The organism is Paenibacillus sp. FSL R7-0026, assembly GCF_038004485.1.
GTDB classification, from domain to species: domain Bacteria; phylum Bacillota; class Bacilli; order Paenibacillales; family Paenibacillaceae; genus Paenibacillus; species Paenibacillus xylanexedens_A.
In genome coordinates this window covers 1,180,785-1,194,943 of sequence record NZ_JBBORG010000001.1, presented here as the reverse complement: position 1 = coordinate 1,194,943, position 14,159 = coordinate 1,180,785, and the positions used below count along the sequence as shown (strand labels likewise).

General features: G+C 46.1%; 12 protein-coding genes. 3 read left to right on the top strand and 9 right to left on the bottom strand.

All coding sequences use genetic code 11. The features are described 5' to 3' along the window. Position 1: 1 nt before the first annotated feature. Genes MKY44_RS05290 through MKY44_RS05280 form a run of 3 tightly spaced genes read right to left on the bottom strand, consistent with a single transcriptional unit; the run spans position 2 to position 3,338 of the window. The gene (locus tag MKY44_RS05290; protein ID WP_341006309.1) at positions 2-1,165 is read right to left on the bottom strand and encodes a hypothetical protein; all 1,164 of its coding nucleotides are present in this window, start codon (positions 1,163-1,165) and stop codon (positions 2-4) included. After that, complete coding sequence (locus MKY44_RS05285; protein WP_341006308.1) at positions 1,162-2,628, bottom strand: sensor histidine kinase; 1,467 nt, start codon at positions 2,626-2,628, stop codon at positions 1,162-1,164. Before MKY44_RS05285 ends, MKY44_RS05290 begins: the two co-directional genes overlap by 4 nt. Then, on the bottom strand, positions 2,625-3,338 hold the full coding sequence (locus tag MKY44_RS05280) for a response regulator transcription factor (protein WP_341006307.1): 714 nt from the start codon (positions 3,336-3,338) through the stop codon (positions 2,625-2,627). Before MKY44_RS05280 ends, MKY44_RS05285 begins: the two co-directional genes overlap by 4 nt. A 214-nt stretch (positions 3,339-3,552) precedes the next feature. Here MKY44_RS05280 and MKY44_RS05275 point away from each other — a divergent pair, with 214 nt between their 5' ends. Together MKY44_RS05275 and MKY44_RS05270 are read left to right on the top strand one after the other, a co-directional pair. Continuing rightward, positions 3,553-4,029 carry an RNA polymerase sigma factor gene (locus tag MKY44_RS05275; protein WP_036606312.1) on the top strand — a complete coding sequence of 159 codons (477 nt, stop codon included), beginning with the start codon at positions 3,553-3,555 and terminating at the stop codon, positions 4,027-4,029. Positions 4,030-4,251: 222 nt separating this feature from the next. Beyond that, positions 4,252-7,038 (top strand): DUF5689 domain-containing protein, encoded by a 2,787-nt coding sequence (locus MKY44_RS05270; RefSeq protein WP_445670675.1) that lies wholly within the window; start codon positions 4,252-4,254, stop codon positions 7,036-7,038. A gap of 501 nt (positions 7,039-7,539) precedes the next feature. Here the strand turns inward: MKY44_RS05270 and MKY44_RS05265 are convergent. The 5 genes from MKY44_RS05265 to MKY44_RS05245 form a co-directional block, all read right to left on the bottom strand. After that, complete coding sequence (locus MKY44_RS05265) at positions 7,540-7,800, bottom strand: hypothetical protein (protein WP_341006306.1); 261 nt, start codon at positions 7,798-7,800, stop codon at positions 7,540-7,542. A 319-nt stretch (positions 7,801-8,119) separates the two neighbouring features. Beyond that, positions 8,120-8,926: a phosphonate ABC transporter, permease protein PhnE gene (phnE, locus tag MKY44_RS05260; RefSeq protein ID WP_341006305.1), complete on the bottom strand. Its 807-nt coding sequence runs from the start codon at positions 8,924-8,926 to the stop codon at positions 8,120-8,122. Next, positions 8,923-9,774 (bottom strand): phosphonate ABC transporter, permease protein PhnE, encoded by an 852-nt coding sequence (phnE, locus tag MKY44_RS05255; RefSeq protein ID WP_036672541.1) that lies wholly within the window; start codon positions 9,772-9,774, stop codon positions 8,923-8,925. The genes phnE (MKY44_RS05260) and phnE (MKY44_RS05255) overlap by 4 nt, the downstream gene beginning before the upstream one ends. Beyond that, positions 9,771-10,568: a phosphonate ABC transporter ATP-binding protein gene (gene phnC, locus MKY44_RS05250; RefSeq protein WP_036606306.1), complete on the bottom strand. Its 798-nt coding sequence runs from the start codon at positions 10,566-10,568 to the stop codon at positions 9,771-9,773. The genes phnE (MKY44_RS05255) and phnC overlap by 4 nt, the downstream gene beginning before the upstream one ends. 177 nt (positions 10,569-10,745) lie before the next feature. Beyond that, positions 10,746-11,744, bottom strand: coding sequence for a phosphate/phosphite/phosphonate ABC transporter substrate-binding protein (locus MKY44_RS05245; RefSeq protein ID WP_445670636.1), 999 nt, complete (start codon positions 11,742-11,744; stop codon positions 10,746-10,748). 258 nt (positions 11,745-12,002) lie between these two features. Here MKY44_RS05245 and MKY44_RS05240 point away from each other — a divergent pair, with 258 nt between their 5' ends. Beyond that, complete coding sequence (locus MKY44_RS05240) at positions 12,003-13,607, top strand: bifunctional metallophosphatase/5'-nucleotidase (protein ID WP_341006303.1); 1,605 nt, start codon at positions 12,003-12,005, stop codon at positions 13,605-13,607. A gap of 92 nt (positions 13,608-13,699) precedes the next feature. On the opposite strand, the gene MKY44_RS05235 is transcribed toward MKY44_RS05240, so the two are convergent. Further along, positions 13,700-14,035: a hypothetical protein gene (locus MKY44_RS05235; RefSeq protein WP_341006302.1), complete on the bottom strand. Its 336-nt coding sequence runs from the start codon at positions 14,033-14,035 to the stop codon at positions 13,700-13,702. Positions 14,036-14,159 lie beyond the last annotated feature (124 nt).

Sequence of the window (14,159 nt, the reverse complement as noted above, 5' to 3'; positions counted from 1 at the left end):
CTTACCAGGCTCTGAAACTAAAGCGGTACATTTCACTTTTATCCACTGAGCTGCTTACAGCAAATAATTCATCGTCATTCCATTTCAGACTGATGAAGTTATCAATATTGCGATAGATCACCGTATCCGACGAAATCTTGCTATCATTCAGGTAGGCAACATGCAACTCATTCTTCTGATTCTGACTGTCCATCGGGAAAAAGTAAGCTATTCGGGATTCATCTGCATCCAGATCGAAGCTCCAGATCGAACCTTGTAATAACAGATCATACTGCTCCTCTGCTGCGTGATACCGATACAGCCCCTGTACCTTATTCATCGTTCCCTGGATGAGCATGTCACCATTTTTCAGCAACTTGTACTGTTGGATGTCTTCCATTGCAGCATACGCCTTCACTTCATGCTCATCCTCAAGCGATACACGATAGATAGCATACTTGTCTTTCAGCATCACCAGTATATAAAACTGTTGGTGATCCTCACTGACCTGCAACACATCCATAACGATAAACGTATCACTCGAACCTTTCCCTTGTTTTGGTCCTGTGAACATGCTCATCAGCTCTTCATACGTGTAGATGACATGACTCGTCCCCTGGCTCAGATCAACTTGTTTAAATAACAGATCATCCTGACCGATGTAGGATTCGTTCCCTACAAACACTCGATAATACGAGTTGTCGTACGGAAGCTTGCGACGTTCCCCGCTCTGTATCATATACTCATACGTTGTCTTCTGCGTCTGACCTGCCCGATACTGGGAGTAAATGATTTTCTTGTGATCCGGGCTGATCGTTACACCGTAATCCGTATTAGCCGCAATGTTTTTCACTTCCTTATCATCCAGATGCAGGAGAGACAACTTGAGCCCTGAATAGGAAAATTCCGGCTGATTAAATATAATCGTATTCCGGTCTAACACTTCAAAATCAAAGATCGCAAAGTCATTTGGAATCTTGGTAGCCGACTCGATCTGAATCGTACTGCTCGGTGGTGGTGCCAGACGGCTGTTGAACTGCTCACTTGGCAAAATCACCGTTCTTGGTTTGAGATTTCCGAGACTGAACAGGCTCCCAATCCCAAAAATCCCGCTGACAAATGCGATCAACAACCCTGACAGCATCAATCTGTCACGGTTTTTACGCCAAAACCCAGGATGTCTCATGCGTTCATTTCCCCCGGAAGACTGATATTCACTTGTGTCCCTTCCCACATGATGCTCTTCATCTCCACTGTTCCTCCATGACGCTCAACGATGTTCTTCACAATAGATAAACCCAGCCCGGCACTGCCTTTCTCGGCCCTGTTGATTCCTTTATCCTGGTAAAAGGGTTCAAATACATGTTGGAGCGCTTCAGCACCGATTCCTTCCCCCTGATCACGGATCACAATAGCGATAGAATCACCTAACCGGAAGGATTGTACTTCGATAATGGAGTTCACATCACTGTACTTGACCGAATTATCCAGGATGTTGAGGAAGACCTCTTTCAACTTATCCCGATCTCCCTGTAAATACTGATGTTCCTCTAGCTCATAGTGAATGCCTATATTGTACTTGCTCGCCTTAATCGACATGTCCTCACAAGCTTCACGAATAATATCTGATATATCGATACGTTCGAACCGGTATGCCTGAATGACCGCAGAGGAGACCGAGACCTCCAGAATATCCGCAACCATCGTGTTGAGACGCTGGCTTTCCTTGATGATATAATTCATACCCTTGTCAAAAAAGTCCTGATCGGTAAATCCGTTATCCCGCAAAATCTGGGCGTACCCCAGAATCGTCGTTAAGGGTGTCTTCAATTCATGCGTCACATTGTCAAAAAAGACTTTGCTTCGCGCTTGTATTTGCTTCACTTCATCCCGCTCCCGCTCAATCACATCAATCTGCTCCCGAACCCGATCAATCATGACGGTGAAGCTTGAAGCCAATTCACCAATCTCATCCTTGGTTGTAATCTGAATGTCCGCATTCAGACTTCCCTGGGCCACTTCCGCAGAACGTTTCGTGAGTACACGAATGGGTTGTGTAATTTTCCGGGAAATAAAGATGGATGCGATAAATACAAATACGAAAATAACCGCTGCAAAAAACTTGATCGTATTTTGAAAACGAAGGTTGCGTTTGAACAATTCCGTGTAATCCTTCTTCATCTGTACGATTCCAATCAATTGTTGATCCATCTCGAGTGGGAAGGACAGACTGGCTGTGACCCTACCCTTATCCACAACTGTGGTGTAAGCAATCCGGGAATGTACGGCTTCCTCCACATCAGGATGGTCAGACCGCTTAGCAACGTTAACCTCGCTGCCAACAGATCCGTATGGTGAAGCATCGGGGCCATATACTATAATCTCCCCACCAACGGCTGATCCAATCTGCTCCGCGAGCTCGCGACTCCCTGCTTCGAGCGAGTCTCTGCTCATGCGTTTGTTATGTATCAGGAAGTACTGATTCAGCGCGATGTCCAGATTTCTTTTGGATTGCACCATATCCTCATGCACTTCCCGGTACATATTCTCCTGAGCTACCTTATTGGACAGAATCAGCAGGACGGAGAATCCGATAAATACAATGACCGAGAATAACACCACCATTTTGAACTGGATCGTCCACTTCATGTCTGTACCTGAATATTCAGCTTATACCCCACACCGAATACCGTTTCAATCATCGAAATGCCTTGCACACCACTATCCAGTTTCTTGCGAATCCGTTGCACATGAATATCCACCGTTCGGGTATCCCCTGCAAAATCAAATCCCCATACCTTGTCCAGCAGTTCAGAACGTGTATGAACCTTACGATGATGGGTCACGAGAAATAACAACAGATCATATTCTTTATTCGTGAGTCCTGCCCGTTCCCCGTCTTTCCACACTTCCCGTTCATCTTTGCGGATCTCAATATGCTTGCCTAGCCTTACCACCTCATAGGACTGATTCTCCAGTGTCTCGCTGATGAGATCAATCCGGCGAAATATCGCCCGAATGCGTGCAACCACTTCACGGATATCAAAAGGCTTCGTGATATAATCATCCGCCCCAAGCTCCATGCCAAGTACCTTGTCCAGCATGTCCGACTTCGCAGTGATCATGATGACAGGTATCTTGGAGTTCACAGATAGTTGCCTGCACACATCAAAACCGCTCATATCTGGCAGCATCAAATCCAGCAGGATCAGATCCGGCTTCGAATCCCGAAGCAGATCCAGACCCTCTTTTCCCGTACCTGCTTCCTTGATCTCAAATCCTTCCTTACGTAACGAATAGGACAAAATATCGCGAATGGACTCCTCGTCCTCAATAATTAAAATCTCTTTTTGTCTCATGATACTTTCGTAATCTCCCTGCTCTATGAATTTCCTTCATCTGCCTTTATTTTGTATCCCAAGCCGTATGCTTGAATAGAGGGAAGCACGAAATGTTACAACTCCGATACAACTCTGGACCTTTTGGAAACAACCTCCCGATATACTTGGATCATAAGAGACTCATACCAGACCGGACCCAAGCCTGATCTGTATCAAGGGGGATTCACATCATATGAACAGCACACAAATTAATGATGCTTATATCAACTATAAATCAGAAATCACAAGGTATCTATCTCATATCGTCAAACAACCGCAAGATGCAGAAGATCTGGCACAGGATTGTTTCATTCGACTAATGAACGTTACCGTGGATATCCCTGAAGATCGCATTCTCTATTATCTCAAACGCATTGCCCGTAACCTGGCGATGGACAGCTTCCGCAGGCGGACCCGTACACTCAGACGAGACAGCCGTCTGGAGGTACCTACCCATCACGTCGATACATCCCACCTTGAAATTAGCGAAGGTGTTCATGATCTTGTCTCCCATATTAACAACACCGAACATCGTAAAATATTAGAACTTCGCCTCATCCATGGATACTCCATTAAGGAAACGGCAGAGCTGGTGAACCGCAGTGAAGGCATGATTAAATCCTCTGTCTTCCATGCCGTCAATCGAATTCGGGCCAAAGTCATCTCATAAGAGATGGCTTTTTATTTGCGTAAAATCAATATACACGCAGAAATGAATGGATTATGACGGGACCGAAATACCTATGGATATGTCAAAAGACCCAATTTTACAAATATCGAGTTAATTTTTACAAATTGTTATGACTATGTGAGATTTTCATGTGGTAGAATATGGACGAACTCATGAATCAACTAATATTTGGGAGGGATTTGGTTGGGTAAATTAACAGGTATGCGAGGAGTATTTTTAAAATCACTCCTGGCATTGTCCATGGCTTTGCCGCTTCAGGTCGGATTATGGAACGGAGATGCATCGGTTCATGCGGAAGGACCGACAGACCCGGCACCGTTCATCCAGGCAAAGGTTGTGAACCAAAATGCAGGTAAAAAAGTATTGTTCGACAACTCTCACGGCCAAACGGCTGGAGCTGCAGACTGGGTCATTGATGGAGGTTTCTCCGACTTCGGGAATGCACTCGCGAATGATGGTTACTATGTCAAAGAACTTCGCAAGACAACTCCATTTACCTATGATGATCTGAAAGAGTACAACGTATTCGTTATTGCCGAGCCTCAAATTCCTTTCAAAACATCCGAACAAGCAGCACTCAAACAATATGTTGAAACGGGCGGCAGCATCTTCTTTGTTGGAGATCACTATAATGCAGACCGTAATAAAAACCGCTGGGATGGCTCTGAAGTCATCAACGGCTACCGTCGGGGAGCTTTTGAAGATCCGTCCAAAGGAATGAGCACCGATGAGCGTAACTCGGATGCCATGCAAAATGTAACTAGTACGGACTGGTTGTCCGATAACTTTGGCGTACGTTTCCGCTATAACGCACTTGGCGATATCAACGCTAATATCGTCGTACCGGCAGATCAAGCCTTCGGCATCACAGAAGGCGTATCGGCTGTAGCCATGCACGCCGGTTCAACCCTTGCAATCACCGATCCGGAAAAGGCAAAAGGTATTGTATACCTGCCAAAAACCAACGCAAAATGGAATAACGCGGTGGACCAAGGTGTCTACAACGGTGGCGGGATTGAAGAAGGTCCTTACGTGGCTGTATCCAAGCTGGGCGCAGGTAAGGCTGCTTTCATCGGTGACTCCTCTCCAGTAGAAGATGCATCACCAAAATACTTGCGTGAAGAGACAGGCACACGCAAAACAACTTATGACGGTTTTAAAGAAGCCGATGATGCCGTGTTGCTCGTGAACACCGTGAACTGGCTTGCTACACAAGAGAACTACACAAGCCTAACTGAAGTGAACGGACTTGAATTGGACACAGCTACAGCGCTGTTGCCATTCGAAGAGCCGGCTGCTTCCACAGAACCTCAGGCTGAACCTTGGTCCGCACCTGCTGCCGGATACAAGTGGTACGATCGTTCCACGTTCAAGGCTGGTTCTTACGGTGGCCCTGCATCCAGCGCGAACGCTGCTTACAGCTTCGTGAAACAGGATACCCTTCCGAATGCAGAAGACTTCCAGATTCGTGTAGTTGTGGAGAACATGGCTCCGAACACAACCGTATCTGGTTATAGTGCCGGTATCTATCTGACTGGCGGAACACAGGTAGCCATGATCCAGAATGAAAGTGGTACTTGGCCGACTTCGTATGGCTATAGCTCCACATTCAGTGTAACCTCGGACAGCCAAGGTCGCGGGATCAAAGACCTGAACGTACGCATCAAACCGGGTACAACTGGTGCTGCGAGCTTGCGTCTGCGTCTGAATGGCAGCAACCTGATCACCAATGCCGTGACTGTTGGCAATGTGCCCGCAGAACAGCTGCCGGAAGAAGAAGGACCGATTCCAGCAGCTATCACAGTTGCTGAAGCACGTACCAAAGCTGCTGGCACTACCGTAACTATCGAAGGTGTTGTGACGACAGAGCCGGGTGCATTTGGTGGACAAGCCTTCTATCTTCAAGATGAAACTGCTGGAATCTACGTATTCCAGCACACTAGCGGCTTCCATGCTGGTGACAAGGTAAAAGTAACGGCTGCAACAACTATCTATAACAGCGAGTTTGAGCTTACCGATATCATCGCGATTGAAAAAACAGGTACGGCTTCCGTACCTGCTCCAATCGAAGTTACTGCAATTTCAGATGCGAACCAGGGTCAACTGGTTCAATTGAAAAATGTAACGATTGAGAATATCATCAGTGCTACACCAGTTGGATCTTTTGAATTCGACGCGGTAGCAGCAGATGGAACGAGCACACATATCCGTGTAGACACCCGTACAGGTGTGACGGAGACTTCCTTCCCTTATGCTGCTGGTGACAAAATCGATATCACAGGCGTTTCCGCTATTTTCAAAGATGTATATCAATTGAAACCTAGAAGTTTGAATGATTTTGTACCTGCTGAAGAGCAAGGTGGCGGCGAAGTGCCTTCCACTCCAGCTGCAGGAGCACCGGGTAAACCGGTGCTTTCTTCTGATAATGGATATACCACTGGCCTGTTCGAAGGCTCGTATAACGTAAGCATGAACCTCTGGTGGGGCGAAAACGGTTCTGAGTACAAACTGTATGAGAATGGCGTTCTGATCGATACGCAGAAGTTGACTGCGGCTTCACCATCGGCTCAGTCCTCCAAAACAGCTATTACAGGCAAAGCCAACGGCACGTATACCTACGTAGCTGAGCTGACCAATGACAAAGGCACAACACGCAGTGACGTGCTGACGGTACAAGTAACCAATGCCGCTCCAGGCAAAGCTACGTTGTCCCAAAACAACTGGGATGGTGACGGCAACTACAACGTATCCATGAACCTCTGGTGGGGTACAAACGCAACCGAATACCGTCTCTATGAGAATGATGTATTGATTGATACACAAGCGTTGAACGCAGCAACACCAGCTTCCCAAAGTGCTACAACTGAATTGTCCGGTCGCGCTAACGGAACGTACACGTACCGTGCTGAGCTGATCAACGCTGCAGGCGTAACCAGCACCGAGACAATTACGGTTCAAGTGACCAAAGCATTGCCTTTGGCTAGCTAAGTCTCAGTAACGAAGCCTGACGTTTAACCGAGCAACTAAAAAACCGAAACCAACATTGCCTGATTCACAGGGCAACCTGGTTTCGGTTTTTTAGTTGAAAGCACATATGTCGGTAAAACGGGTGAAGTGGTTACGTTTCTTTTGACAATCGTGCATGTAGAACCTCTGCCCAGAAAGTAGACACTTGCAGCACTAATGATAGTTATGCCGCTTCAGCCTTTTCAGATTGCTGCACTTCTTAGGTGCTAACGAACCTGACAGATCTTATTCGGCCATTTTGGCCAACTTCTAGAATATAACGAACCTCAGCATCGCTATTTAACTAGATTTCAGTTGCCAAAGGGTTAATCCGGGCAAAACGCAACAAATAGCGCCACTACGATTCGTTAGAATTCCAGTGATGCCTTGTGAGGCAAAATAGGGACTCTCAGGTTCGTTAGCCCAGCTCACGCAAGGCTATGCTACATTGTTTAAATTCTTTATCGCCGATGCAGAACGGGTTCATTTCAAACGTTCTGGCTCATAGCCATTTCTAACAAATAGAATGCTGTTCCATACAGCACAATAAACGGCCACGGCGATGACACTAATAACAAAAATTAAGTTCATGTGCGCAAACGTATAACCGCTTCCCGTGAAAATAATCAGGATTGCACTGAGTCCAATATTTTCTCTGTTATGTTTTTTAAACTTCTGAAAGATCATTCTGTACAGCAATATCAATACCATAAATACAATCCATATATATTGAAATAATTCCATAGGTCACCTTCCTTTTGAAAACTCACTTCTTAATATGGATATCTAAGAGGAGTATTGATTAATATCCTTAATTCCCTTTATATAGAAACCTATTAATCTTACATGTATCTGGAAAATAATTCAATCATCTTAATACATATTCTTGGAATCCTCTTATTCCTCAACGGTTAGCTGAGCAACAAGAACGCACCGTTGTTTATTTGCAGACACAAAAAAAGACTATCCCCTGCCAATATTCTGGCACCGAATAGCCCTCTCTTCTTACGCTATCAACTTATCTTAATTTATCATCTAATATATTCGTAGCGCCACATTAACTCTACACCAGCTTCTTACGAATATACCCCGAGATCAAGTCGATAATCGTGATCATCACGATAATACCCAGCAGAATTATACCTACTCGCGGCCAGTTCCGTGTGCTAAGTGCAAAGATCAGCGGGGTACCGATCCCCCCTGCCCCGATTACACCCAGTATGGTCGCAGAACGTACATTAATCTCGAAACGATACAACGTATAGTTCAGGAATCCAGGCATAACCTGCGGCAGGATGGCAAACCACAACTGCTGCATGCGATTGGCTCCAGAGGCAAGCAGCGCCTCAGATGGGCCATAGTCGATATTTTCAACTTCATCCGCGTACAATTTTCCTAACATACCGATGGAGTGTAACCCAAGGGCGAGAACCCCTGCAAACGATCCGGGACCTACTGCCTTAATGAACAACAAGGCCATGATAATCTCAGGGAACGTGCGGATGAAGCTGAGTACCATTTTGCCTGCACCCGAGATGGAACGATGGCCACTCATATTACGGGCAGACCAGAAGGCAAATGGAATACAGAGCACAGCCGAGATCACGGTACCCAGCACGGAAATCGCCAGTGTATCCAACAATCCTCGCAGCAAGTCTTCTCCTTCAGGCAAATATACAAAATCCCAATCCGGTGAGAAAATTCCGGCTACAATGGCTTTCATAATCTGAGCGGCAGTTTCCTTGAAACCGGTAAACGGTACACCGGCAAGCGCCCAGGCATACATAAGGATTAACAGTAACACAATGACCCAGCGTAGCGGGTTCTTCCGTGGTTTAGGCCGGATGCGGCTTGTTTCATTTTTCATCATAGCAATTTCTCCCGCAGCTTAGTACTTACATAATCAATGACCAGAACAATGACAAGGGTAAACAGAATGATTACGCTGGTCTTGTCATACTCCAGGAATCCAAGTGTGGCCTCGTAATAGAGCCCGATTCCTCCGGCTCCCACCAGTCCCAGAATGGCAGCGGCACGTATATTAATTTCGAAGGCATACAGCACATAGGATGTGAACTGGGCAGCCAGTTGCGGCACCACGCCATATACAATGAGCTGAATCCGGTTCATACCAACAGCCGTCATCGCTTCCAGCGGCCCCTGATCAATGGTTTCCAGCGTCTCATACGTCAGCTTCGCGATCAGACCTATCGAGAACACAGCCAGTGCCAAGATTCCGGGGATTGGCCCCAAACCAAACACAGCAACGAACAAAGCAGCAAGCAACAGATCTGGCACGGTCCGAATCAGGTTCAGCAGAAAGCGCGCCGGATAGTAGATCCAGCGACTTGGCATCAGATTACCGGCACAGATAATCGAGACCGGAATCGCAATAATCGCACCAATGGTTGTCCCAATCAGGGCCATTCGGATCGTTTCCAGCATGCCTTGCACGATATTATCAAAGTAACTCCAACGGGGTGGGAACATTTCCTTTAGCAGATCCAACATGTTGGGAAAACCTTCAAACAACTCCGTAAAGCTGGCATCCGTCTGTTTGGCACTGGCCCATAGAAGGAGCAGAATGATCACTAAAGTGAGCAAATGTTTCGTACGCCCAGGTGGTTTTGGGCGATTCACAACCTGAGCCGGGCTGGAACCAGGTTCCTTCCCCACTCCGCCTGAATTCTGAAGTGGAACGTTGGACTGCCCCTTCATACCACAACTTCTCCCTGCTCATGCACAGCCTGCTTGTCCAACAATTCGTCAGCTAGAATTGGTCTGCCGTATATTTCTGCAAAGCGCTCATCCGTTGCCTCTTCCACCGGACCATCGAATACGACCTCGCCTGCTCTCAATCCGACAATACGGGTCGCATACTCTCTCGCCAGATCAATAAAGTGAAGGTTGACGATGGTCGTAATCCCAAGGTCTTGATTGATGCGTTTCAGGTCATCCATGACCTGCTTTGTTGTAAGCGGGTCAAGTGAAGCAACTGGTTCGTCGGCCAGAATGATTTTTGCTTCCTGTGCCAGTACACGGGCAATAGCCACACGCTGTTGTTGTCCACCAGACAACTGATCTGCACGGGAATAAGCTTTCTCCGAAATATTCACGCGATCCAGCGCAGTGAATGCCAGTTCAATATCCTCTTTTGGAAAACGACCCATAATGGTACGCATGGTGGAATGGTATCCAACGCGTCCAGCGAGTACGTTACGTAGTACACTGGACCGTTTCACCAGATTGAAACTCTGGAAGATCATGCCGATGTCACGTCTGATCATGCGTAGTCGTTTGCCTTGTGCCTTCGTAATGGAACTTCCATTAATCAGAATCTCGCCCTCACTAATGTCGTGCAGTCGGTTAATGGAGCGTAAGAGCGTTGATTTACCTGCACCGGACAGACCCACTACAGCAATGAATTCACCCTGCTCAAATTTCAGATTAATATTATCCAGGCCCTTGGTGCCGTTAGCGTAAGTTTTGGTAACGTTATGAAGCTCAATCATGACAATATCCTTCTTTCATTCTTAATGATCAACCATACATGAGTCCTTGCTATAATGGCACAAGCCAGCGCAGCGTAGATCACGCTGAACTGGCCTGTCCATTGCTACGATTAAGCTGTTCCCATCCAAGAAAGCTACTACAAAGTGAACAGATCCCGAACTACTTTTGGATCAGAATTATTCACCTTTCACTTTTTCGCCATACTGGCGAACGATCTCAAACTTGCTATCATCGGACTCTACATAACCTTCATGCGTATAGATTTCTTTGATGATCTGGTGACCTTCAGTATCTTTACCGATATCGATGAAGGCTTGTTTGATCTTCGCAGTCCAATCTGCATTCATGTCTGTACGAACGGCAATGGTATCGTTAGGAATAGGCTCAGTGAACGCCAGTACGCGTGTATCTTCAAATACAGTCGGATAGTCTTTAGCTACCGTGTTGCGGGCATCTTGGAAAATAGCTGCTGCATCAACGTCACCGTTCAATACAGCGATAACACCTTGGTCATGACCTTTCAACGTTACAGGTGTTACATCTTTTAATGGATCAATCCCTCTGTCCAGCAACAGACCTGCTGGCCATACATAACCTGCGGAAGACGTTACGTTTTGGTAAGCGACTTTTTTACCTTTAAGGTCCTCGATGGATTGAATCGGAGAATCTTTTTTTACAATGAACATGGATTTATAGGAATCCGCCAACTCTTCGGTTGGAGCACCTGTCTCATCATTTACACCAAAACGTTGTGCTTGCAAAATAACCTGCGCAGCGCCTTTTTCTTTAGCCAGTACATAAGCTGTCGGAGGCAAGAAACCTACGTCTACTTTGTTGGAAGCCATTGCTTCAATAATAGTGTTGTAATCCGTGGATACGCTGACTTTTACCGGAATGCCCAGTTTGTCACCAAGCAACTTCTCCAGTGGTTTCGCTTTAGCTTCAAGCGTATCTGCATTCTGGGAAGGAACAAATTGAACCGTCAATTCAGTTGGCACATAACCTTCGACAGCTTTCTCTGTCTCTGCCGTAGACGTACCGGATGCATTCGGACTCGCATTATCCCCGTTAGCCGAACCTGTTGTACTACTACTAGACCCACAAGCACTCAGAAACAGAACCAAAATCAACAATGGTAAAAATAAAGCAGACTTCTTCAAACGAACACCCTCCAAAGAGTTTCTATTTTTCAGTACTTATCTACTATAGTTGCCAAATATTAGCGCGATGTGAAACGGAATTTGGAGTTTTGTAAAGTTTCCTGTCAGGCTGTCAGCGGGACTTGTATCTGTTAGAATAGGCTCATTATGGTTGAAGATATAGGAAGAACATCGGAGATAACGGCATATACTTCGGTTCTTCAGCCTATTCTGTCTTCTCCGTTTTATGGTAATTCCATATATCTGAACTTATATATTAGAGGAGATTGTAAAATGACATCCACAAACCATACGGCAAGCTTCGACATTCTGTTCACCAGTGATCTGCACGGGGCCATCCGTCCCATTCATTACAATACCAATGCATACCGCCCAGCCGGACTTGCCCTGCTGGCTTCCCTGATTCGTAAGGAACGTGAACGTTCACCTGAATTGATGCTGGTGGATAACGGGGACCTGCTGCAAGGATCACCCTTGGCCTCTTATGCAGCTTCACAGGTTTCCAAAAACGAAGTACATCCATTCATAACAGTACTGAATGAACTCGGTTATGATGCTGCGGTGATGGGAAATCACGAGTTTAACTATGGTCAGAATCTGTTGGGCCGAGCAGTTGAAGCTTCCAATTTCCCTTGGCTGTCTGCCAATATTGTAAAAGATGAGCAACCAGACGTGCCTGCCTTCGGTCCTCCGTATCTAATCAAAACATTGTCTACGGGTGTCAAAGTAGCCCTCTTGGGCGCAACTACGCACTACATACCGAACTGGGAGCACCCGAAAAATATTGAGGGGTTACGGTTCCTTGATGCCTTGGAAACTATTCGTGCATGGGTTAGCTATATCCATGAGCATGAACAACCAGATGTAATGGTTGTCAGTTATCACGGCGGATTTGAGAGTGATCTGGAGACAGGGGAGCCCACCGAACGGTTAACTGGGGAAAATCAAGGCTATGCCATCTGCCGGGACATCGAAGGCATCGATGTGTTGCTTACCGGACATCAGCATCGTCAGCTTACCGCTAATATTCATGGTGTAACCGTCATTCAGCCGGGCTTCAGTGGAAATGGTGCGGGGCATGTAACCGTTCAGTTGGAACAATCATCGGGCGGTAAATGGCAGATTACAGATAAGAAGGCTCAGTTGTTACTTCTGGATGAACATCATGAGGTTGAACCTGATGCAAGCGTCATGAAACTGACGGAAGAGCTGGAAACTGAGGCACAAGCATGGCTTGATCAACCCATTGGCGAGGTGGCTGGGGATTTATCCATCACCAATGCTACGGCTCTGCGACTCAAGGCACATCCATTCATTGCTTTTGTACATCAAGTGCAGATGGAAGCGACTGGAGCGCAGCTCTCCAATACCGCCATGCTGAGTGAAGAAGCTCGCGGTTTCGGGAGTCACATCACCGTTCGGGACGTGTTATCCAACTTCATCTATCCTAATACTCTGACGGTACTGGAGCTGAGTGGTCAGGATATCCGGGAGGCACTGGAACAAACGGCACGTTACTTTGAAGTGAATGCTTCTGGCGAGGTGGCAGTCAATCCGGCTTATATGGAGCCCAAACCCCAACATTATAATTACGATATGTGGGCTGGCATGGAATACGAGCTGGATATCTCCCAACCTGTAGGCAGTCGAGTTGTGAAGTTGGAACATGAAGGCAAGCCAATGGACATGAATGGCATGTACTCTGTGGTGATGAACAGCTACCGCGCTGCTGGCGGTGGAGATTATGCAATGTATCCGGGCAAAAAGGTACTGCACGAAGGTGCCACGGACATGGCCGCACTGGTGGAAGATTACATCCGTAGACATCAACCGTTAACGGTTGAACAGGCTAATAACTGGAAAGTTATTGGAAGTTAAATGAGAAAGAGCAGGTCCTGTGATCAGGATCTGCTCTTTTGTTTTCAACCTATTGCTTACTTGTTCTTGTTGAATTATCCTGTCCTGTCCCTTCATCCCACATATTGAAGGATTAACTGATATAATGCTATTGAAAATCCTAAGATACTCGCTTTCATTTTAGATGGATGATTTCTTTCGCTACGAATCAAATAAAAGAAAACCAAAATAAACCCTGCGGGGATCCATAGTTCAAAGACACCATTTGTTGTACTTTGAGAATAAATTGGCGTAATGAACGTACTAATCAGAAAGTAAAAGAAAACCGTAAAACGTCTTGTTTCTAACTGCTTGCTCCACCTTACTAGAATGAAAATAATAGTGATTGCGATAATAATAATGTGAACAGGGGGTAGAAGAATAGCAGCATTCCCAAATTTGAATTCCATTCCGCATTGCCCTCCTCTCTTTTAATGCATCACATGACTGAATTCAGGCATACGTGTAAAAATTCATTCTCATGCTTCAAAACCGCTGGCAACCGTCCAAAAACGGACCTATTCCAATATATCC